A 22,533-nucleotide genomic window follows, 5' to 3' on the forward strand; every position below is an offset into this window, starting at 1 on the left:
TCCATCCAGTTTCTCCTTTCGTTTGCTTGGCGGCTCACGATTGGTAGTTTCTGCGATGGACACCTACGTATATGTCAAACTCCTACTGCCACCCCGGCAAAGCCGGGGGATCTCCCATTTGATTAGGACCTGTTCAAGCCCCGACGCAATCTGCGTAATAGTGGCGCTGGCCGTCGGCGTCAACCTCCTCCACCAGGCCGTGAATGTCGGTTTCAAAACCCGGACATTGGTTGTTGAACTCACGTGAAAATTTGAGGTAGTCAACAATCTTGCGGTTGAACACCTCGCCCGGAATCAGCAAGGGAATTCCCGGCGGGTAAGGCGTCACCAGTCCCACCGTGATGCGGCCTTCCAGTTCATCGATCTCGACGCGCTCGGTCTGGCGCAGCGCAATGTGAGCGTAGGCATCGCTGGGCTTCATGGCGGGACTCAGGTCGCTCAGGTACATGTCGGTGGTGAGCCGCGCAATGTCGTATTTGGCGTAGAGCTGGTGCACGTGCTGGCACAGGTCGGCCAGTCCCATGTTTTCGTATTTGAGGTATTTCTGGCAGAACTCGGGCAATATCCGCCACATCGGCTGGTTCTTGGCGTAGTCGTCCTTGAACTGCTGCAAGGCGGTCAGCATGCTGTTCCAGCGGCCCTTGGTGATGCCGATGGTGAACATGATGAAAAAGCTGTAGAGCCCGGTTTTCTCCACCACCACCCCGTGCTCGGACAGGAACTTGGTCACGATACTGGCCGGAATGCCGGTCTTGGCGAACTTGCCATTCAAGTCCATGCCCGGCGTCACCACCGTCGACTTGATCGGGTCCAGCATGTTGAAGCCGGCCGCCATCTTGCCGAAGCCATGCCAGTTGACGCCGGCCTTGGCTTTCGCCGATTCGCCCTTGATGATCCAGTCATCGGCGCGACCGATGCCCTCGTCCACCAGCTTGTCCGGCCCCCAGACCTTGAACCACCAGTCGTCGCCATACTCCTCGTCGATCTTGCGCATGGCGCGGCGAAAATCCAGCGCCTCGGCAATGCTTTCCTCCACCAGGGCGGTGCCACCGGGTGGCTCCATCATGGCGGCCGCGACGTCGCAACTGGCAATGATGCTGTACTGCGGAGAGGTCGAGGTATGCATCAGATAGGCCTCGTTGAACAGGTGTTTGTCGAGCTTGACGGTTTGCGAATCCTGCACCAGCACCTGGCTGGCCTGACTGATGCCGGCCAGCAGTTTGTGAATCGACTGCGTCGCATAGACCATGGCATGCTTGGGGCGCGCGCGGTTCTTGCCCATGGCGTGGTAGCTGCCGTAAAACGGGTGAAACGCCGCATGCGGCAGCCAGGCCTCGTCAAAGTGGATGTTCTCCACATAGCCGTCCAGCATGCCTTTCACCGTTTCGGTGTTGTACAGAACACCGTCATAGGTCGACTGGGTCAGCGTCAGGACCCGGGGCTTGATCTGACTGGCCACCACCCCTTGCAGGTGTTTGCGGATCAGGGGATTGGCCACGATCTTGGCCTTGATGGCGGCCGGCTCGAATTCGCTCTTGGGGATCGGGCCGATGATGCCGAAGTGATTGCGCGTCGGTTTCAGGAACACCGGAATGGCCCCGGTCATGATGATCGCGTGCAGGATGGAGACGTGGCAATTGCGGTCCACCACCACCACATCATTGGGCGCTACCGTGTGGTGCCACACCATCTTGTTGCTGGTGCTGGTGCCGTTGGTGACAAAAAAGCAGTGATCGGCATTGAAGATGCGCGCCGCATTGCGCTCGCTCTTGCCAATGGCGCCGTCATGGTCCAGCAACTGGCCCAGCTCTTCCACCGCGTTGCAGACGTCGGCGCGCAGCATGTTCTCGCCATAGAACTGGTGGTACATCTGCCCGACCGGGCTTTTCAGAAAGGCGACGCCGCCGGAATGCCCCGGACAGTGCCAGGAATAGGAGCCGTCCTCCGCATAGTCCAGCAAGGCTTTGAAAAAAGGCGGCTGCACACCCTCCAGGTAGCTCTTGGCTTCACGGATGATGTGGCGCGCCACGAATTCGGGCGTGTCCTCGAACATGTGAATGAAGCCATGCAGTTCCCGCAGAATGTCGTTGGGCACGTGGCGCGAGGTCTTGGTCTCGCCATAGATGTAGATCGGTACGTCCAGATTCTTGCGGCGCACTTCTTCAATGAAATGGCGCAGGTTGAGAACCGCCGGGTCCAGATCGGGGCCGGGTGTGAACTCCTCGTCGTCGATCGACAGGATAAACGCACTGGCACGACTTTGTTGCTGCGCGAACTGGCTCAGATCACCATAACTGGTAACCCCCAGCACCTCCAGCCCTTCCGACTCTATCGCCTGAGCCAGCGCCCGAATACCCAGACCCGAGGTGTTCTCGGAGCGGAAATCCTCGTCGATGATGACAATCGGAAAACGAAATTTCATGAGAACCTCCAGCGAAACCAGGAAAAAATTAAAGCAGGCGCGAAGTGTAAGGACTTATTTGCCCGCATCGCTTGCGCGTCCCGTGTTTTGCCGCAAAATGTGGCGATACCAACACATTGGGGGCGGATATGGCCGATTCAACGATCTGGTGGGTACTTGCAGGGGCCGCTATCGCGGTCGAATTGCTGAGCGGAACGTTTTATTTGCTGATGCTGTCCCTCGGGCTGGTGGCTGCCGCCATCGCCGCCCATCTGGGTGCCACGGCTGCGCTGCAACTGGTGGTGGCGGCAGTGGTCGGCGGCGGGTTTGTCCTGGTCTGGCGCCGCTACAAACAAAAAACACCTTCCGCCGCTCCCGCCGGCGCCAACCGCGACGTCAACATGGACGTTGGCGAGACCGTTCAGGTTGACGCGTGGCGCCCGGACGGCACCAGTTCTGTCAAGTACCGCGGTGCCAACTGGAGCGTATCGCTGGTCGCCGGCGCCGCGGCGGTATCCGGTTTGCACAGCATTGTGGAAGTGGTGGGTAGCCGACTGGTCGTCAAGAAACTGTAACTACGCCTCCTCAGGATACTGTTGCGGCTCACTGGAGAATTTAATGGAAATTGGAATCATCCTGTTCGTCATCGCGCTGGTGTTTGTCACGCAGGCGGTCAAGGTCGTGCCACAACAGCATGCCTGGGTGGTGGAGCGCCTCGGAAAGTACAACGGAACCTTGACGCCCGGCTTGAGTTTTCTGCTGCCGTTCGTGGACCGGGTGGCCTACAAACACGTGCTCAAGGAAATACCCCTGGACATTGCCAGCCAGGTCTGCATCACGCGCGACAACACGCAGTTGCAAGTCGACGGCATTCTGTATTTTCAGGTGACCGACGCGATGCGGGCCAGCTACGGTTCCAGCAATTACATCGTGGCCATTTCGCAATTGGCACAGACCTCGCTGCGTTCCGTCATCGGCAAGCTCGAACTCGACAAAACCTTTGAAGAGCGTGACATCATCAACGCCCAGGTGGTGCAAGCCATCGACGAAGCCGCTCTCAACTGGGGCGTCAAGGTGTTGCGTTACGAGATCAAGGATCTGACACCGCCGAAAGAGATCCTGCACGCCATGCAGCAGCAGATTACCGCCGAGCGCGAAAAGCGCGCGCTGATTGCCGCCTCCGAAGGCCGGCGCCAGGAGCAGATCAACATCGCCACCGGCGAGCGGGAAGCCTTTATTCAACGCTCGGAGGGTGAGAAGCAGGCCGTGATCAACAAGGCGCAGGGGGAAGCGCAGTCGATCCTGGCGGTCGCCGAAGCCACGGCCCAGGCGATTTCTGCCGTGGCGGCGGCGATTCGCCAGCCCGGCGGCGCCGAGGCCGTGCAACTGAAGGTCGCAGAAAAAGCGGTGGAGGCCTACTCCAGGGTGGCGGCGGCCTCCAGCACGACACTGATAGTGCCCAGCAACATGACCGAAGTGTCGGCACTGATTGCCTCGGCCATGAAAATGGTACAGCTGCAGCGTTCCACCTAGCCCGCCTGGCGCGCAGGCTACTTCCTGGCCAATTCCGGCAAAGCCACTTTTTGATCAACGCTGAATTGGTAATCCTTGAAGATGTGCTCGGCACTCAAAGTCTGGTAGCTGCCGTCTTCCAGACGCCGCGTCGTGTCCTTCAGGCGATAAGTGGTTTGCCCGCAGGTCCAGCAATTGAAGTTGCGCATGTGCGTGCACAGGCAAGTCTTGTCCATCACCGAGTAGGTCTTGGCCTGCGGGTGCCGGGCCACCTCGCTGTTGTAGGCCGTGATGTAAGCGCAACCGCCATTGCCATCGAGCAGAAAGCCGTAGGCTTCGCAATTGGGCCGGATGCCGGCGCCGATGGCGGGGGTGTTCCTGAGCATGCGCATCGGGTAGCCGGTCGGCGAAATGGTGTTGACAATGATGTCGGCTTCGCTGGCCTTGAAATATTCCTGCTTGACCTTCTTCGGCAAGCCGCATTCATCGGCCACGGTAAAACGCGTTGCAACCTGTACCGCGGCCGAACCATTCTCCAGAAATGACACGGCATCGCTGCCGGTAAAAATGCCGCCCGCGGCGATCACCGGAATGGCCAGCTGTTCGGTCTTCAGGTACTGCACAATCTCGGCAATGATGGTGGCCAGATCGTATTGCGCCCAATCCATGCCAAAACCCAGATGGCCACCGGCCAGGGGGCCTTCCACGATCACGTAATCGGGCAGCCGGTCCAGTTTGGCATTCTTGCGCAGGAAAATCTGCAGCGCCCGCAACGACGATACGATGATGCCCAGCTTGGCATCGCGAAAACGCGGGTGCTCGGCCAGCAAGCCAAACGAGCCCAAATGCAAACCAGCGCTCAAGGTGATGCCGTCGATGCCGGCATCCAGTGCCGACGCCATGCGCACCTGCAGCGTCTCGCGCGGGGCGTTCATGGTCAGCTTTTCCATGCAATTGACAAATATCAAACCCTCGCCGCGCTTGGCCTGCATCGTGGCTTCGACATGGCGCTTGGTGGCCTCGGCCAACACACCCAGGTCGAAGTGGATGATGGATTTGTCGGAGTTGTCGATGTTGTGCTTGTAGAGCCGGAGTTTGTTTTTGACAAAACTGGTGTGATAGCGCCGATCCGAAACGTCGGTCACCATGGCGTCGGAGATATGTCCTATGCCGCCCAGCCGCGCCGCTTCCAGGGCCAACTCCGCGGTGGAGATATCAACCCCCATGCCACCGATCATGATCGGCACAAACTGCTTTTTTCCGAACGTCAGACGGAAGTCATCAACACGCTTCATCAAATTCCTTGGGCCTGTTTGGCAAACCTGGCAACCTTCTTGGCCGATCGCCCAAGCAAGCCCAGAGAGAAAAAATCGCAAGCCAGTCCGGCTTTGCACGGCCGGAATTCTACCCTTCCCACATTTCAAATCCGCAGCCCAAATGCGCTTGGGCGACAGTTCGTTCCGGCTCCATGCGCTAAATTAGCGCTGATTTCGCACTGCAAGTGCGAAGACGCTCCCGATTGAATAACAAAGTCATTGACACTTTCACCAGCATGGCCTCTTCATCCCGCAAACTTCCCCAGCCGCTCAAGGGTGTGCGTGTGCTCAGCCTGAGCCTGAACCTGCCCGGCCCGGCGGCCTTGATGCGCTGCCGGCAAATGGGCGCTTCCTGTGTCAAATTGGAGCCCCCCGCCCCCCCTGGCGCGGCTGCCGGCGCCTCGGGCGACCCGATGGGTTTGTACAACCGGTCGGCTTACCAGCAGTTGCACGCCGGTGTTCGGGTGGCGGTGGCCGATCTGAAGACCGAGCCGGGCCAGAAGACCTTGCACCGCGAACTGGCCAAGGCCGATGTTTTGCTGACCTCGTTCCGCCCTTCGGCCCTGAAAAAACTGGGCCTGGAGTGGAAACTGCTGCAGCAGCGCTATCCCACCCTGTCACAGGTCGCGATTGTGGGCGCGCCAGGCGGGCGCGCTGAAGAACCGGGACACGATCTCACCTACCTGGCGGAAAACGACCTGGTTGCCGGTCTGGAACTACCCGCCACCTTGTATGCCGACATGGGCGGTTCACTGATGGCCTCGGAGGCGGTACTGCAAGCCCAGTTGCTTCAGTGTAAAAAGGGCAAGGGCAGCTTCTTTGAAGTGGCCCTGGCGCAAGCCGCCGGCTATCTGGCCTTGCCGCGCACCTGGGGCTTGACCCGGGCCGGCGCCGCCGTGGGCGGTGGCCACGCGGGCTATCGGGTCTATCCCTGCCAGGATGGCCGCGTCGCCGTGGCAGCGCTGGAGCCGCACTTTGCCAAGGCCTTGTGCGCGGCGGCGGGGATTCAGTACGCCAATATCCTGACCATGCTGTCGCCAACGACCCATCAGTTGATTGCCGGCTACCTGCTGGGCATGACGCGCCAGGCACTGGACCGGTTGGCCATCGAAAAAGACATTCCGCTCTACACCCTGGCAGGCTAGGACCGGAGTCAATTCAGCCTGGCTTGCACAGCAGGACGATGGCGCGCGCTTCGATTGCCTGGCCCTGACCGACCGGCCCCATCTTTTCCGCCGTCTTGGCTTTGACATTGACCTGCTCCAGCCGCAGCGCCAGGGCCGCTGCAATCTGCTCGCGCATGGCGGCAATGTAGGGCATCAATTTGGGCGCTTGCGCCACCACGGTGCTGTCGATGTTGCCGATCTGATGACCCGCCTCGCGCACGCGCCGCGCCGCCTCGCGCAACAGCAGCAGGGAGTCCGCGCCTTGGAAGCGCGGGTCGGTGTCCGGGAAATGCATGCCAATGTCACCCAGCGCCGCGGCGCCCAGCAAGGCATCCGTGATGGCATGCAGCAGCACATCCGCGTCCGAGTGCCCCAGCAGGCCCAGGGCAAAGGGAATTTGCACACCACCGAGGATCAGCTTTCGCCCGGCCACCAGAGCGTGCACATCCCAGCCCTCACCGATTCTGAAATTCATGTCATTCACTTCTTAACGTTGCGTCATGTCAAGACCATCATGGCGTACCTGGTCCGCCATCCACCGCACTGCGCGCCTTCAAAACGGCCTCGGCCAAGGCAAAGTCTTCCGGGTAGGTCACCTTGAAGTTCTGTGCGCTGCCCGGCACCAACAGGGGCTGCAAGCCGATGGCCTCCATGGCGCTGGCTTCATCGGTCAGATGGTCAGCGCTCTGCGCCATGGCCTCCATCAGTTGGCCAATGCGAAACATCTGCGGCGTCTGGGCCAACCATTTGTCGCTTCGGTCCAGGGTCTGCGCCACGCGACCGCCGACCTCACGCTTCAAGGTGTCGGGCAACTTGTGGGCCAACAGTCCGCCCACCGGGTCGGCGCCACAGACATCGATCAAGGCTTCGATTTGCCGCGCCGTCACCAGGCAGCGGGCGGCGTCATGCACCAGCACCCAGTCGTTGCCGGCAGCGCCTTGGCGCAGCAGAAATTTCAGGCCATTCAAAACACTGGCGGCCCGGGTGGCGCCGCCACAAACCGCTACCTGACAGGGCGCCGCGTGGGAAGTAAAGAATTCGTCGCCCGGCGCCACCACCACGACCAGTTGTGCAATTCCGGAAACAGCGGCGAAGGCCGCCAGGGTGTGCATCACCATCGGCTGGCCGGCCAGCAACTGATACTGCTTGGGGCCGTCAGCGCCGGCACGCGAGCCGCTACCCGCGCACGGAATCAGGCCCCAGAAACGAGGCGAGGGAGAAGCTTGGGCGGGTGAATCCATGGTGCGCGGTGCCGCCATTCTAAATTGGCCCTGTCAGGGAGGCAGCGTATACCCTTTGTCGCGCAGCAGTCTGAAGGTGGCGTCCAGCACCAAGGGATCAAAGAGCGTGCCGCGCCCGCTTTCGAGTTCCTCCTGCGCCACATCCAGTCCCTGTGCCGGCCGGTAGGGCCGGTGCGAGCAAATCGCCTCCAGCACGTCCGCCACCGCCAGCACCCGGGCCTCGGGCAGGATGTCTTCGCCCTTGAGTCCGCGCGGATAACCACTGCCATCGAGCCGCTCATGGTGCTGGCGAATGATCTCGGCCACAGGAAAGGGAAAGGGCACGTCCTTGAGGATCTCGTAGCCGGCTTGCGCATGACCCCTGACCAACTCCATTTCCATGTCGGTCAGGTAGGCCGGCTTGGACAGAATCTCGGCCGGCACCGCAACCTTGCCGATGTCGTGCACCAGACCCACCATCTCCAGCACCTGGCAACGTTCAGCGGGCCAACCCATCTCGCGGGCAATCGCCCTGGCGATCTCTGCGACCCGCCGTTCGTGCCCGGCAGTGTACGGATCACGCAGGTCAATCATGTTGGAGACCGCCAATAGCGTGCCGCGCATGGAAACTTCCAGCTGTTTCACATAACCGGCAATCTTCTCGTCGGCGCGCTTGCGTTCCGTAACATCCTGCACCATCACGATCACCGCCACCTGAGCATCCCATTCGCCCAGCGTGGCATGCAGGCCCAATTCGATGGTGACGCCATCCTTGCGGCGCAGCGGGATCGAAATCGTCACGCTACGCTGGCCCGAGCGCAGTGTTGCCTGGGCCTGGTGCAACTGCTGTCGGACCGGCGGGTCGGCCCCGATGACGCCCAGCAGATCCTGGCCGATCAGCTCATCGACCGACCAGCCGACAATCTCGCAAAAGCGCGGGTTGGCATACACCAGCAGATCGTCGCGCAGCACATAAATGCCGGTAATGGTCTGCTCGATCATGCTGCGGAAATGCTGCTCGCTGTCACGCAAAGCCTGCTCGCCACGCCGGATTTCGGTCAGATCGGTCCAGGCGATGATGGCATCGTCGCCGACCACGGTCATGGTGCCGCGCGCGATGCGCTGGCTGCCATCCTTGCAGCGCAAGCTGAGTTCGGGTGAGGCAACCCCGGCACCGGAACCCCGTGCCGTCTCGATCGCCTGCTTCCATTGTTCATCGAGTTGCCGGCGCAGTTGCGGGTCAGGGTAAACCTGTCTGTACCAGGCCTCCTGCGTGGCGATGTCCTGTGGCGCATAGCCCAGCCATTGCTGATGAGCCCGGTTGATCGCGCGCAGCGCTCCACTCGACAGGGACTGGATCTGCATCGGGGCCGGCGATTCCTCGAACACCTCGCGAAAGCGCAATTCCGAAACCGTTGCCCGTTGCTCCGCAAGCTCCCGGCGCTCGTTCACCGCGATGCCATTGAGGGCGAAGGCCAGATCGGCGGTCATCTCGTCGAGCAGGTTCAACTGGGCCTGATCGAAAAATGCCGCCGGGCCGGGGGCGTACAAGCCCACCACGCCGAACAACTGGCCTTCGCGCACCAGCGGCAGGATCGCTCTCTCGGTGATGCCATGCGCGCCCAGATAGTCCAGCCACTGGTCCTGCGATCCGCCGCGCGACAAGGTCGACCAGATCACCTGGCCCTTGCGCAGCTGATCGGTGGACTGCCCGAATGGGCTTTGCGGGTCGGCCAGCACGGCATCGAGCTGCGCCAGTTTTTCGACCTCAATGCCATGCGAGTGAACCACCTGCAGGGGCGCGGCGCCGGCCTCGGACAGCGCGATGAACAACATGGGAAAAGCGCCATGCCGGATCAACGCATCAAACACACGCCGCAGCAATTCGTCATTGTTGCGACAGCGCACGATCGCCCGGTTGGTGGCGCTGAGCATGTCGTATAAGTAGGTCAGGCGCTTGACTTGAAGGTTCGCCTGGATTCGCGCTATCGCCTCGCCGACGCGTTGCGCCACGGTAGCCAGCAATCTCTGCTCCTCCGGCAGGAAGGGTTCGCCGTGGATCGGCAAATCGTCGGGATAACCGACCTTGAGCGTTCCGGCGGGCTGACCATTGACCAGCCAGCCAGACTCAAGGCAGCGGGCTCCGCAAGACGGGCCAGGCGTCTCGAACACCCCCCAATCGCCGTCAATGCGGGCATGGGCCTGCTTCGGGTACAGGAAAGCCGCTGGCAACTCGCGCACCACGCCGGCCAGCAGGCTGGGGACGTCCAGTTCATGCTTTTCGATCAGCTTGGAGATTGCATACAGGCAACGCAACTCCTTGACGCGCTCGCCCAGGTCATGCAGCAGCAACTCACGCTCGGCCGCCAACTCCTTGCGCTCGGTGATGTCGCGCACCACCTGCACGTTGCTGCGATGCTTGCCCTCGATCGCAAACGGCGCCACGCTGCACTCGACCACGCCAGCCGCCCCACCCCGGTCGATTTCGACCGAAAACAAGGACTCGCCACGGGCGATGCGGGCACACACCGGGCAGTCCTCGGGGCGCACGGCGGGGGCGTGGAACAAGGGATGCATCGGGTGACCAATCAGGTCTTCCGGCGGCATGCCGGCATAACGGGCTGCCGCCCGGTTGGCCTGACGGATCAGGCCATCGTCATCCAGGATCACGAAGGTCGGGTCTGGCACGGCATCGTAGGTGCTGGCCGTGCGGGTGAGCATGCTGAACGGTTCGCGCAAGGTGCTTTGCACCAGCGCAAGGTAAACAAACCAGTAGGCAAAGATCTTGAAGATGTGCCCCATTAAATTGGCTTGGCCATAGACACTGACATAGCGCGTGAAGGCCAGCTCGGACAGGATCATCATGAGCAACGCCGCCTGCATGCTCAGGAACAGCCCGGGCGACATTTGCGTCCTCCGCCGCCACAGCAGCACGGCGCTGCCGGTCAGCATCACGATGATCAGGTACTCGGCGTCGATCTTGAAGGTTGTCAGCCCCTGCCCCTCAATGAACGCAGCTGGAAAAGTACCGGAAAAAATCCATGAAGTGACAACCACGGCCGTCAGTCCGAAAGCGGCGTGCAAATACCCGATGCGAACATTGCGCCGCAGGAACAGCGGCGAGGCCAGCAGCGCCAAGGCCTGGATGAAACGCGTGGCAATCCACAACTGCGTCGGCAGGTTGGCATCGTCCGGCCCGAATAGATGCATACCTTTGTAGGCCAGCGTATGCACCAGATCGAGTGCCGCGCACCACCCTATGGCCACCGCCACGTAGACGGTGAAATGATTGCGCGTGAAATCGCGCGAGGTCGAAGCCACCACCAATGCCGTCAGCGCGATGATGATGGAAAACAGCTCGACCAGGGTGTGAAACAGCAGGTAATTGACGCGGCTGGCGGCCACGCAAATGCCGGCAACGACCAGCGGCGTCACCAACAAGGGCAAAACCGTTTTAAGTGGTGGGATGCGGACTTCCTGGACCAACGTTGAGGAGTCGGGCAAGTCGGTATCGTTCACATGAAATCCCTTTGCTGCGTTCGGCCCATTTTGCGGCCAACTGACGACAAACCTGCAATTTCTTGAACTTCTCTGATCTTAGATGACTTGGCGTGGAAATCACCGACAAACTGCAGGCGTCGAAGCTAAAATTAGACCTTTGTCAACATCTGGACACCCCCCGCTTGAAGTAGCGGGGGGTGTTTTGTATTTCTGCGCTCGATGGACTTACCCAAACTGCTACCCGGCAAACGCTACGCCCTGCCCCGGCCCACCGGCTCAGCCGATGCACTGCTGCTGGCTCAATTGGGCTTGCGCGAGAAGGGCGCGGGCAAGCTGACGGCCATCGTCACGGCCGACGCCGCCGACGCGCAACGCCTGATCGATGAAATTGCCTTCTTTGCGCCGGCCCTGCGCTGCGCCCTCTTCCCCGACTGGGAAACCCTGCCCTACGACACTTTTTCACCGCACCAGGACCTGATCAGCGAACGTCTGGCGACCTTGTGGCGCATCAGCCAGCACGACAAGGAAACCGGGGCCGATCTTGTCATCGTGCCGGCCACCACCGCGCTCTACCGGCTGGCGCCACCGGCTTTTCTGGCCGGCTATACCTTCCACTTCAAGGTCAAACAAAAACTCGACGAAGTCAAATTCAAGTCCCAACTGACGCTGGCCGGCTACAGCCACGTGAGCCAGGTCGTCAGCCCCGGCGAGTACGCGGTGCGCGGCTCCCTGATCGATCTTTTCCCGATGGGCAGCGCCGTGCCCTACCGGGTCGATTTGTTCGACGACGAGATCGACAGCATTCGCACCTTCGATCCGGACAGTCAGCGCAGCCTGTACCCGGTGCCGGAAGTGCGGCTGCTGCCGGGCCGCGAATTCCCGATGGACGACGCGGCGCGCGCGCGCTTTCGCAACCGCTGGCGCGAACTGCTGGAAGGCGACCCGACCAAGAGCCGCATCTACAAGGACATTGGCAACGGCGTCGCCACCGCCGGCATCGAGTACTACCTGCCGCTGTTCTTTGAAGAAACCGCCACCGTGTTCGACTACCTGGGCGCCGAAGCCACCGTGGTGCTGCACGGCGACCTGGAAGCTGCCTTCCAACATTTCTGGCAGGACGCGAAAGAGCGCTACCGGCTGGTGCAGGCCGACCCGGAACGCCCGGCCCTGGCACCCGAGGCGCTGTTCATGGCAACCGAGCAGTTTTATGCCCGTGTCAATCAGCATGCGCAACTGGCGATCCGGCCCATGGCTGTCATCCCGGGCTCGACCCGGGATCCATCGGTGTTCGAGAAGTCCAGCGCTTACGTCGCGTTCGAAGCGCTGCCTGCGCTCACCGTGGTGCGCGGCGCGGACGAGCCGCTGGCGCGCCTGAAAGAGCACCTTGGCCGCAGCCGGCACAGAGTCCTGGTGCTGGCCGAGAGCGAAGGTCGCAAGACCAGCCTGCTGGACTTCCTGCATGGCAGCCAGCTGACGCCACCGTCCTTCGACTCCCTGGCCGAATTCGAGCTCAGCGACGAGCCGCTGGGGATCGCCACCTCATCGCTCAACATCGGCTTCGCTTGGCTTGAAGCGGGCATCGATTTCATCACCGAGACCGAGCTCTTCGCCGCCGGTCCGACGGCGCGCCGGCGCAAAAAACAGGAACAGGTGAGCGATGTCGAGGCACTGATCAAGGACCTGAGCGAACTCAATATCGGCGACCCGGTGGTCCATTCGGCCCACGGCATTGGCCGCTACAGGGGGCTGATCAACCTCGATCTGGGTAACCGGCTGGCCAACGGCGAGCCGGAACTGCAGGAGTTCCTGCACCTGGAATACGCTGACCAGGCCACCTTGTACGTGCCGGTCAGCCAGTTGCAGCTGATCAGCCGTTACACCGGCGTCAGCGCCGATGAAGCGCCGCTGCACCGCTTAGGATCCGGCCAGTGGGAAAAAGCCAAGCGCAAGGCGGCCGAACAGGTACGCGACAGCGCCGCCGAATTACTCAACATCTACGCCCGCCGCGCCGCCCGCGAAGGCCATGCTTTCCGCTATTCGGCGAGCGATTACGAGACCTTCGCCAACGACTTCGGCTTCGAGGAAACACCGGACCAGAGCGCCGCCATCCACGCCGTGATCCAGGACATGATCAGCCCGCGCCCGATGGACCGGCTGATCTGCGGCGACGTCGGCTTCGGCAAGACCGAGGTGGCCTTGCGCGCCGCCTTCATCGGCATCACCGGCGGCCGCCAGGTGGCCTTCCTGGCTCCCACCACGCTGCTGGCGGAGCAGCATTACCAGACACTGGTGGACCGCTTTGCCAAATGGCCAGTGAAGGTGGCCGAGGTAAGCCGATTCCGCTCGGCCAAGGAAGTTAGCGCGGCCATGAAAGGCATTGCCGACGGCACCATCGACATCGTGGTAGGCACCCACAAGCTGCTCAGCAAGGACACCCATTTCAAGGATCTGGGCCTGCTCATCATCGACGAGGAACACCGTTTTGGTGTACGGCACAAAGAGGCCATGAAAGCCCTGCGCGCCGAGGTCGATGTGCTGACGCTGACGGCCACGCCGATTCCGCGCACGCTGGGCATGGCGCTGGAGGGCTTGCGCGACCTGTCGGTGATTGCCACCGCGCCGCAGCGCCGGCTGGCCATCAAAACCTTCGTCCGGACCGAGGGCAACGGCGTGATCCGCGAAGCCGTGCTACGCGAGCTCAAGCGCGGCGGCCAGGTCTACTTTTTGCACAACGAGGTCGAGACCATAGAGAACCGCCGCGCCAAGCTCGAAGAACTGCTGCCCGAAGCCCGCATCGCGGTGGCGCACGGCCAGATGCCCGAGCGCCAGCTGGAGTCGGTGATGCGCGACTTTGTGGCGCAGCGCTTCAACCTGCTGCTGTGCTCCACCATCATCGAGACCGGCATCGACGTGCCCACCGCCAACACCATCGTCATCAGCCGGGCCGACAAGTTCGGCCTGGCCCAACTGCACCAGCTGCGCGGCCGGGTCGGCCGCAGTCACCACCAGGCCTATGCCTATCTGATGGTGCCCGATCTGGAAGGTCTGACCAAGCAGGCCCAGCAGCGGCTCGACGCCATTCAGCAGATGGAAGAACTGGGCTCGGGTTTCTACCTCGCCATGCACGACCTGGAAATCCGCGGTGCCGGCGAAGTGCTGGGTGAGAACCAGAGCGGCAACATGATGGAAATCGGCTTTCAGTTGTACAACGAAATGCTGGCCGAGGCGGTACGCTGCCTGAAGGCCGGCATCGAGCCGGATTTGCTCAACCCGCTCAACGTCAGCACCGACATCAACCTGCACGCGCCGGCCCTGCTGCCCAACGATTACTGCGGCGACGTGCATTTGCGCCTGTCCTTTTACAAGAAGCTGGCAACGGCAAAGAACACCGACCAGGTCGACGCGCTGCTGGAAGAAATTGTGGACCGTTTCGGCAAACTGCCGCCCCAGGCGCAAACGCTGATCGACGTGCACCGCCTGCGCGTCATCGCCAAACCGTACGGCGTCGTGAAAGTCGATGCCGCCCCCTCCGTCATCACCATCACCTTCAAAAAGAACCCGCCGATCGACCCCATGCGGATCATCGAGATGATCCAGAAAAACCGGCACATCAAACTGGCCGGCAACGAGAAGTTGCGCATCGAACGCGCCCTGCCGGAGCCGAAAGACCGCTCGAAAGCGGTGCGCGACGTACTGCGCGCCCTGGGGCAACCCAAAACCGAATCCACTCCCGCCTGAGCACCCCATTGACCATGAACCCTGTAACCGAAATCGCCCCCGGCCTCAGCATCCGCAGCGGCACCCCGCCGCTGCGCCTGAATGACTTCAAGCTGATCGCCTTCGATATGGACTCCACCCTCATCAACATCGAGTGCGTGGATGAAATCGCGGATGCGGTGGGTCGCAAGGCCGAAGTGGCGGCCATCACCGAAGCCGCCATGCGCGGTGAAATCAAGGACTACAAGGAAAGCCTGCGCCGGCGCGTGGCCTTGCTCAAGGGTGTCAGCGAAGCCAACATGGAAAAGATTTACCAGGAACGTTTGCGGCTCAACCCGGGCGCGGCGGAGCTGGTCGCGGCCTGCAAACAAGCCGGGCTCAAGGTGCTGCTGGTCTCGGGCGGCTTCAGCCACTTCACGGATCGCGTGCGCGACCGTCTGGGCATCGACTACACCCGCTCCAATGTGCTGGAAGTACAAGACGGCCGGCTCACCGGTCGTCTGCTGGACCAGGCCTGGGGCGACATCTGCGACGGCGCCGAAAAACGCAGGATGCTGCTGGAAACCTGCACCCGCCTGGGCATCTCGCCACGCCAGGCGATTGCCATGGGTGACGGCGCCAATGATTTGCCGATGATGGGCGAAGCCGGCTTGTCAGTGGCTTATCACGCCAAGCCGGCGGTGCGCGAGGCGGCCCAGGTCTGCATCAACGCGGGCGGCCTGGACCGGCTGCTGACGCTGTTCCAGCGCTGAGTGCCATCAGGCCGCGATGGTGCGACGACGGCGGGTGATAGTGGCCACTGCGGCCAAACCGGCCAGCATCAGCGCATAGGTTTGCGGCTCTGGCACAGGGGTAACGTTGCCAGTGAAGGCGGCGTCATTGAGTTGCGTGGAGCCAGACCAGTTGCCGACAACAACCTGCCCGTTGATCAGGCCACCGGACGAGCTGAAGTTGGCCAAGGGGGCCAGAAAAGACGCGTTGACGCCACTGGCAAAAGTAATCTGAGTTGCTTCCGGCAGATTGAAAAGGACATTGCCCAGCGTGAAGTTCTGGTAGCCATGCTGCCCGAAATCAACCGTTTGACCGTGCACGTTGAGGATCACGGTGGTGTTGGCAGCGAGGTTGTCCAGACGCAGGTTGTTGGCAACATCGGAACTGCTCAGGTCAAAGACCGCCAGGTTGGCACCATGGGCGTCGAGCGCCAAAGTGCCGCTCCCCATGGCAGCACTACCCGTGTTGGCCAAGGTGTCGAAGCTCTGGGACAGACCGCTTAGCCTTTGCTTTTCGGCTGCGAAATCGATGCCCAGTTGAATACTGCCCGAACTTGCCTGAACCGGTGACGGGCTTTGCCACGGGTTCAAGCCCGAAACGCTGCCGCCATAGCTAATGGAGGTGGCCGACAGCCAGTTGTTATTGGCATTCAAGTTGCCGCCGACCTCGAGGTTCCCGACAAAAGAGGTACCTTGTCCGGCGGAAAAGTTGCCGCCGACCACGGTGTTGCCCCAAATGGTGCCGCCGGCAAAGTCAAGATTACCGCCAACCGTCAAACCGCTGCCGCCATAAGAGGCCTGCGAGCCGTTGGTTGTGTTGATGGAATAACTGCTGATGCTGGCATTGCCAGCTACCGCGACCCGCCCTTGAACGTCGGAACTGGGTACAACAAAATTTCCGAAAGACAGCAGGTTCAGGCCGGCTGCCAGTCCCAGGCCGGCGCCAGGGTCTGCCTGCGCCAACGGTGCCACGACCAGAGTCAGTGAAGCCAGCCAGGCCGGGGCGATAAAGCGGTGCAGAGAGTGATTCATGGTGCTCAAATTGTAATTTGTCATTCGGCCGATGGTCTTGTACTTGAGGCTGATTGTTAGCCATTTACGACAACATGAGAATGGTTTTGGCGCACTGTTTGACTAGTAGCTTCAAGCCCAATCCGATGGCGCGGACCTGGTAGTCAAGTACTACACAACTCAGACTTGTTCCAACAGAGGCTTGCCGGCCGGCACCGCGAAACTGGCCAGCGTTTCAATCCTGCTGTCCTGCCGGCTCACGTCCTCCAGCACGCGCAGACTGACGCTCAGCTGGCCCAGCGTGAACTGGGCCACGCCATAGCCTTTGCGCTGCGCCTCGGCAAACACAAAATGCGGGTTTCTGGCCAAGCGCTCGGCCGTTTTGGCGTTGCCACCGGAACGCGAGGTGATGCTGGTGCCGCAAAATTCGACACCCACGCTGACGCTGCGCGGGTCCGCATAATCGGCCTTGACATGGCCGACCCAGTTTTCGTGCACGTCGCCGCCCAGCAGCACCGGGCTGGCCACAAGGTGCTGGCGCAGGGCATCGGTCAGGCGGCTGCGGGCGGCAGTGTAGCCGTCCCAACCGTCGTTCCAGAACAGCTGTCCGGCGCCCACCTTGAGATCGCGCTGACCGAACAAGGTCTGCTGGCCCAGCACATTCCACTTCACCTCGCGCGAACGGGATCTGGCGCATTGCGCGTACAGCCAACGCTCCTGCGCTGGCCCCAGCAAGCTGCGCCCTGCGTCATGCCATTGGGCGCAGGTGGCCGGATTCACTCGGCTGGAACCCAACCCATCACCCGGGTTGCCAACCTGCGGATCTTTGTATTGCCGGGCATCGAGCAGGTACAGGGAGGCCAAGCGCCCATAGTCCAGGCGTTGGTAGATGCGCATCTCGGCACCGCTCGACAAGCCGGCCAAGCCTTCGGTCAGTACCGAAGCGCGAACCGGCATGTGCTCGTACCAAGCCTGATAGGCCGCGGCCCGCCGGGCCAAAAAGTCGACCGCCGAAGCAGGGTCGGCAACACCGCTGTTGCCGGCCTGCAAACCGGCATAGTCGTTCTGCACCTCATGGTCGTCCCAGGTGATCAACCACGGACAGGCGGCGTGCATGGCCTGCAAATCGGCGTCGCCCTTGTATTGCGCGTAGCGCTGCCGATAGTCGTCCAGCGTCAGTACCCAGCCCCCCATGGGATGGCGCAGTTTGCTGCTGGTGCCGGGGTATTCATAGATGTAGTCGCCCAGAAACAGCACCGCGTCCAGGTTTTCCTCCCGCATATGCCGCCACGCCGTGAAATAACCGTCCTCCCATTTCTGGCATGAGGCATAGGCCAGCCGTAAACTGGCCACCGCCGCATCGGGTTGCGGGACGGTGCGGGTACGCCCCACCGGGCTGATGGCATCGCCAACCATGAAACGGTAAAAATACCAGCGGTCGGACTCCAGTCCCGCAACTTCGGCATGCACGGCATGCGCCAGCTCAGGTGCGGCGAGCGTCTGCCCGCTTTGCGCGATGTGGCAGAACTGCTCGTCATGCGCCACTTCCCAGCGCACCGTCAGGGCGCCGTGCCCCAGCGCCCTGGCCGGAGTTCCCGGGCCGGTCAGGCGCGTCCACAACACAACCGAATCAGAGGTCGGCGAACCGCTGGCCACGCCCAGCGTGAAAGGATTGCTGGCAAAGCGCGGCTGGCTCCAGGCGCCGCGCGGCAAGCACCAGGTCGCGGCGCTGGCGCCCAGAAGCTGGAGCAGACGGCGACGGTTTTGCAGTTCCGGGTAGTTCATGAGTTTTCCGCGCCTGTTGGCGCCGGGCAGCAGGCAAATTGTGGCAGAGCAGCCGGCACATTGAACCCGGCCCGATGGCTGCCAGTTTGCACTGGGCACATGAACCGGTCCCCGGCGCTGCCAATTCGTCCGTGATAATGTTCATTGAATAAAAAAAGCGGAGGCAAAAATGACAAAAAACTGGCTTCTGTGCGGTCTTGCCGCATGGGCCCTGGCCGGCTGCGGCGGCGGTGGCGGGAACAGCTCCGCTGGCGCGCGCGCGGCCTACCCGGCAAGCAGTGTTTGCACGCCGACCGACGAAAAAACCTGGGTGCGCGCCTACCTGGACGACGTATACCTTTGGTACCTTGACATCGTCGACGTGAACGCGGCGAGCTACGCCACGCCGGTCGACTATTTCGCTGCCCTGCTGGTCAAGACCAAAGACCGTTTCAGTTTTGCCGAGGCGCAGACCGTGGTCGATGCCTATTTTCAATCCGGGCAGGTCATCGGCTACGGTGCCACCTTTGTCCGGGCGAGTGACGGCAGCTTGCGTGTTGCTTACTCCGAGCCCAACTCGCCGGCCAGTCTGGCCGGTATTGACCGGGGTTCATGGATCGTCAACATCAACGGCCGGCCGGAAGGGCAGCTCGGCCGTGCCGCCTTTCTCGCGGCGCTCTATCCTGTCGGGATCGGCGACAGCAACAACTTCGACGTAATGGACCCCGGCACCGGCAACACCCGCAATGTGACGCTGACGGCGGCCCTGGTCAACGGCACACCGGTGTTGAAAAACCAGGTGTATTCACTCCCCAGCGGCAAAAAAGTGGGCTACATGGTGTTTAACGACCAGACCGCCAATGCCGAAGCACCCTTGTCCGAGGCCATAGCGCAATTTGCCGCGACCGGCATCGACGATCTGGTGCTGGACCTGCGCTACAACGGCGGCGGCTACCTGTACATCGCCAGCGAACTGGGCTACATGATTGGCGGTGCCGCAACCCGGGGCCAGGTGTTCGAGCGTCTGCGCTATAACGATAAGCATCCTGAGAAGACCAACAACCCGGCCAGCACGGTGCCGTTCTTCGACACCGACACCGGCGACAAGCCTCTGCCGACGCTGGGGCTGAAGCGGGTGTTCGTGCTGACCGGGCCGGGCACCTGTTCCGCCAGCGAGTCCATCATCAACGGTTTGAATCCGTTTCTGAACGTCATCACGATTGGCGGCACCAGCTGCGGCAAGCCCTACGGCTTCAACCAAAAGAACAATTGCGGCACCGCTTACTTTGCGATTCAATTCGATGGCGTGAATGCCGTCAATCAAGGGGCTTACATCAATGGCTTCTCCCCGGTCTGCGCCGCCGCCGACGACCTGGCGCACCAGTTCGGCGACAGCAATGAACGACTGCTCAGCACGGCCCTGGCTTATCAGAGCGCCGGTGCCTGTCCGGCCGGCACCCTGGCGCAGGCCAAGTCCGCTTTGCACGCCCCGCAAGGGCTGCGCGAAATTTACCGGGCGCCATGGCGCGAGAACCGGATTCTGAAGTAGCGTTGAGATCGCCCACGCCAGCAGTGAGCCAAATCAGGAGACTTGAAAAATGACAACCCGCAAAACCATTCTCATCACCGGTTGCTCCAGCGGCATAGGCGCCGCCCTGGCGCAGGAGTTTCACAAACGCGGACACCGGGTGTTTGCCAGCGCACGGCGCATCGAATCGCTGGCGGCACTGGCGGCCCAGGGTCTGAGCACGCTGGCATTGGATGTCACCGATGACGCCAGCATTGCCATTGCGGTGGCCGCCCTGCAAGGCGAGACCGGGCAGCTCGACCTGCTGATCAATAACGCCGGCTACGGCCAGTTTGGCGCCGTCATGGACGCCCAACCCGAGGACTTGCGGCGCCAGTTCGAAACCAATGTCTTCGCCCCGGTGGCGCTGTCCCGCGCCGCCCTGCCGCTGCTGCGCCGCAGCAAGGCCGCCTGCATTGCCAACATGGGCAGCATCTCAGGCATCGCCACGACCCCGTTTGCCGGCGTCTATTGCGCCAGCAAGGCGGCCCTGCACGCCCTGTCGGACGCCATGCGGATGGAACTGGCACCGCTGGGGGTGCGCGTCGTCACCATTCAGCCCGGCGGCATTGTGTCGAGCTTTGGCGACACCGGTGCGACCCACGTGACGCTGCCGCCAGGCTCGCTCTACACACCGATTTCGCGCTTTGTGCTGGGACGCGCCAAGCTGTCGCAACGGGGTGCCACACCGGTTGCCGACTTCGCACGGGAAGTGGCCGACCATTTGCTGCGTGCCGATCCGCCAGCCATCTGCCGCAGCGGCGCCCAAAGCACCCGGCTGCCCTTGCTCAAGCGTTGGCTGCCGACCCGGGTACTGGACCGCAAGCTGCAAAAAATGTTCGGCCTGGATCAGCTTTAGACGCCTGAAAGGCCCCTCGGCCGGCGGCCCTGGAAAGCCGCAAAAGAAATAGATGGCAACTGTCAGCTATGAAACCAGTAGCAAGCAAAAATCTGCGTTATAGTTTCCGCTCGCGCCGGAAAATAGGGACGCCTGAGGCCCATGCAGACTGCGACACCGTGCACGAATTGAATCACCCTGGCTGGCAATGAGTGCATTGAGGAGAGCTGTTTATATGAGCGCAAAAGAAAAGGCGGCCATCTGTCAATTGCTGGAATTGCTGGAGTCCCGCTACGCCATCCAGGTGCTGTGGGCGCTGAAGGATGGCCATGCCCAGACCTTCCGGCTGTTGCAGGACAGCGTTGGCCGCATCACGCCCAACACGCTCAACACCCGGATCAAGGAATTGCGCACGGCTGGTCTGGTCAGTCACGGCAAGGACGGCTACGTGGTGACGGCGACCGGTGCGGAGCTGCTCAAGCGCTTGCACGAACTGCCGCAATTCGCGCTGAAATGGGCCGCCGGTCAGGCCAAAAAAACGGCTTAAACTTAACAAAGCTATCTATTTAATAGCATATAAGGATTGAAACATGATCACCACCCCCTCCGGCCTGCAATACGAAGATAGCGTGGTCGGCACCGGCGCGCCGGCCAGCAAAGGCCACAGCGTCACTGTCCACTACACCGGCTGGCTCTACAACGACGGCGTGCAGGGCGCCAAATTCGACTCCAGCAAAGACCGCAACGACCCATTCGTCTTTGCGCTTGGCGCCGGCATGGTCATCCGCGGTTGGGACGAAGGCGTCGCCGGCATGCTGGTCGGTGGTGCCCGCACTCTCATCATCCCGGCAGCGCTGGGCTACGGCGCGCGCGGCGCCGGCGGTGTGATCCCGCCCAACGCCACCTTGAAATTCGACGTCGAGCTGCTGGGCGTCTCGGACTGAACGCGGTCTTGCCCGCGGCGTGGCAAGTCCCCGGCAGACGCGTTCCGGCGCGCCTATCGGCGGCTCTTGAATTGCCTGCGCGCGCCCCCATTTCAGGGGCGTCCTCGTAAAATTACTGGCTCAATAGCATGTCTGAAAACAATCCAAACCCTATTTACCCCGCGCCAACCGGCAAACAAAGCGCCGAAGAAGCGCTTGCTGCTCAATTTGCGGACGAATCAAATGCCCTGTCACGCGGCCAGGCCGACCTGGCTGACATGCAGGCCGATCTGGCTGACCTGCAGGCCAAAAGTGCCGATCTGGCGGACCAGTACCTGCGCGCCAAGGCCGAGGCGGACAACGCCCGGCGCCGCGCCGAAGAGGAAATAGCCAAGGCCCGCAAGTTTGCGGTGGAGGGCTTCGCCGACAGCCTGTTGCCGGTGGTCGACAGCCTGGAGGCCGGCTTGCTGCTCAAGGATGCCACCACCGAGCAGATTCGCGAAGGCGCCCAGGCCACGCTGCGCCAGTTGCTGGCGGCGCTGGAACGCAACAAGGTCATCGTCATCAACCCGGCGGCCGGCAGCAAATTCGACCCCCATCAGCAGCAGGCGATCAGCGTGGTGCCGTCGGAGCTGGAGGCCAACTCGGTGGTGACGGTGCTGCAAAAAGGCTACTTGATCGCCGAGCGCGTGCTGCGGCCGGCCCTGGTCACGGTCGCCGCCGCAAAATAGCCCCTTTTTTCGACTTGAAAAACTTCAAGTTATCCACAAGTTAAAAATAGTTCAATTTTGAAACCCCTGCGGGACAAGCCGCGGACTGCATAAGGA

General features: G+C 61.8%; 17 protein-coding genes. 10 read left to right on the forward strand and 7 right to left on the reverse strand.

From position 1 onward, the window contains the following. Window positions 1-133: 133 nt before the first annotated feature. Window positions 134-2,422, reverse strand: coding sequence for an arginine/lysine/ornithine decarboxylase (locus PHS32_RS16025; protein WP_301080048.1), 2,289 nt, complete (start codon window positions 2,420-2,422; stop codon window positions 134-136). 128 nt (window positions 2,423-2,550) lie between these two features. Between PHS32_RS16025 and PHS32_RS16030 the strand changes: the two genes are divergently transcribed. Continuing rightward, the gene (locus PHS32_RS16030) at window positions 2,551-2,976 is read left to right on the forward strand and encodes an NfeD family protein (protein ID WP_301080049.1); all 426 of its coding nucleotides are present in this window, start codon (window positions 2,551-2,553) and stop codon (window positions 2,974-2,976) included. 43 nt (window positions 2,977-3,019) lie between these two features. Further along, on the forward strand, window positions 3,020-3,934 hold the full coding sequence (locus PHS32_RS16035; RefSeq protein ID WP_301080050.1) for a stomatin-like protein: 915 nt from the start codon (window positions 3,020-3,022) through the stop codon (window positions 3,932-3,934). 17 nt (window positions 3,935-3,951) lie between these two features. Here the strand turns inward: PHS32_RS16035 and PHS32_RS16040 are convergent, their stop codons facing one another. Further along, window positions 3,952-5,208: a nitronate monooxygenase gene (locus tag PHS32_RS16040; RefSeq protein WP_301080051.1), complete on the reverse strand. Its 1,257-nt coding sequence runs from the start codon at window positions 5,206-5,208 to the stop codon at window positions 3,952-3,954. A gap of 257 nt (window positions 5,209-5,465) precedes the next feature. Between PHS32_RS16040 and PHS32_RS16045 the strand changes: the two genes are divergently transcribed. Further along, window positions 5,466-6,374: a CoA transferase gene (locus PHS32_RS16045; protein ID WP_301080103.1), complete on the forward strand. Its 909-nt coding sequence runs from the start codon at window positions 5,466-5,468 to the stop codon at window positions 6,372-6,374. Window positions 6,375-6,387: 13 nt separating this feature from the next. On the opposite strand, the gene ispF is transcribed toward PHS32_RS16045, so the two are convergent. Genes ispF through PHS32_RS16060 form a run of 3 tightly spaced genes read right to left on the reverse strand, consistent with a single transcriptional unit; the run spans window position 6,388 to window position 11,134 of the window. Beyond that, window positions 6,388-6,870 carry a 2-C-methyl-D-erythritol 2,4-cyclodiphosphate synthase gene (ispF, locus tag PHS32_RS16050; protein ID WP_301080052.1) on the reverse strand — a complete coding sequence of 161 codons (483 nt, stop codon included), beginning with the start codon at window positions 6,868-6,870 and terminating at the stop codon, window positions 6,388-6,390. Window positions 6,871-6,907: 37 nt separating this feature from the next. Further along, window positions 6,908-7,636, reverse strand: coding sequence for a 2-C-methyl-D-erythritol 4-phosphate cytidylyltransferase (gene ispD / locus PHS32_RS16055; protein WP_301080053.1), 729 nt, complete (start codon window positions 7,634-7,636; stop codon window positions 6,908-6,910). A gap of 33 nt (window positions 7,637-7,669) precedes the next feature. Then, the gene (locus PHS32_RS16060; protein ID WP_301080054.1) at window positions 7,670-11,134 is read right to left on the reverse strand and encodes an MASE3 domain-containing protein; all 3,465 of its coding nucleotides are present in this window, start codon (window positions 11,132-11,134) and stop codon (window positions 7,670-7,672) included. A 201-nt stretch (window positions 11,135-11,335) separates the two neighbouring features. On the opposite strand from PHS32_RS16060, the gene mfd reads away from it, so the two are divergent. Next, window positions 11,336-14,854: a transcription-repair coupling factor gene (mfd, locus tag PHS32_RS16065; protein ID WP_301080055.1), complete on the forward strand. Its 3,519-nt coding sequence runs from the start codon at window positions 11,336-11,338 to the stop codon at window positions 14,852-14,854. A gap of 14 nt (window positions 14,855-14,868) precedes the next feature. Beyond that, window positions 14,869-15,585, forward strand: coding sequence for a phosphoserine phosphatase SerB (gene serB, locus PHS32_RS16070; RefSeq protein ID WP_301080056.1), 717 nt, complete (start codon window positions 14,869-14,871; stop codon window positions 15,583-15,585). Window positions 15,586-15,591: 6 nt separating this feature from the next. On the opposite strand, the gene PHS32_RS16075 is transcribed toward serB, so the two are convergent. Together PHS32_RS16075 and PHS32_RS16080 are read right to left on the reverse strand one after the other, a co-directional pair. Continuing rightward, window positions 15,592-16,635: a choice-of-anchor A family protein gene (locus tag PHS32_RS16075; RefSeq protein WP_301080057.1), complete on the reverse strand. Its 1,044-nt coding sequence runs from the start codon at window positions 16,633-16,635 to the stop codon at window positions 15,592-15,594. Between the two features lie 159 nt (window positions 16,636-16,794). Further along, window positions 16,795-18,399, reverse strand: a complete 1,605-nt coding sequence (locus PHS32_RS16080; RefSeq protein ID WP_301080059.1) for an alkaline phosphatase D family protein — start codon at window positions 18,397-18,399, stop codon at window positions 16,795-16,797. Window positions 18,400-18,568: 169 nt separating this feature from the next. Between PHS32_RS16080 and PHS32_RS16085 the strand changes: the two genes are divergently transcribed. From PHS32_RS16085 to grpE, 5 genes are all read left to right on the forward strand, one after another. Further along, complete coding sequence (locus PHS32_RS16085; protein WP_301080060.1) at window positions 18,569-19,927, forward strand: S41 family peptidase; 1,359 nt, start codon at window positions 18,569-18,571, stop codon at window positions 19,925-19,927. A 49-nt stretch (window positions 19,928-19,976) separates the two neighbouring features. After that, entirely contained in the window at window positions 19,977-20,804 is an 828-nt protein-coding gene (locus tag PHS32_RS16090) for an SDR family NAD(P)-dependent oxidoreductase (RefSeq protein WP_301080061.1), read from the forward strand. 214 nt (window positions 20,805-21,018) lie between these two features. Beyond that, window positions 21,019-21,330 (forward strand): winged helix-turn-helix transcriptional regulator, encoded by a 312-nt coding sequence (locus PHS32_RS16095; protein ID WP_301080062.1) that lies wholly within the window; start codon window positions 21,019-21,021, stop codon window positions 21,328-21,330. 43 nt (window positions 21,331-21,373) lie between these two features. Further along, window positions 21,374-21,727, forward strand: coding sequence for an FKBP-type peptidyl-prolyl cis-trans isomerase (locus PHS32_RS16100; RefSeq protein ID WP_301080064.1), 354 nt, complete (start codon window positions 21,374-21,376; stop codon window positions 21,725-21,727). 128 nt (window positions 21,728-21,855) lie between these two features. Beyond that, window positions 21,856-22,437 (forward strand): nucleotide exchange factor GrpE, encoded by a 582-nt coding sequence (gene grpE, locus PHS32_RS16105; protein ID WP_301080065.1) that lies wholly within the window; start codon window positions 21,856-21,858, stop codon window positions 22,435-22,437. Window positions 22,438-22,533: the final 96 nt, after the last annotated feature.

This window comes from Rhodoferax sp. (genome assembly GCF_028714215.1).
GTDB lineage: Bacteria > Pseudomonadota > Gammaproteobacteria > Burkholderiales > Burkholderiaceae_C > Rhodoferax.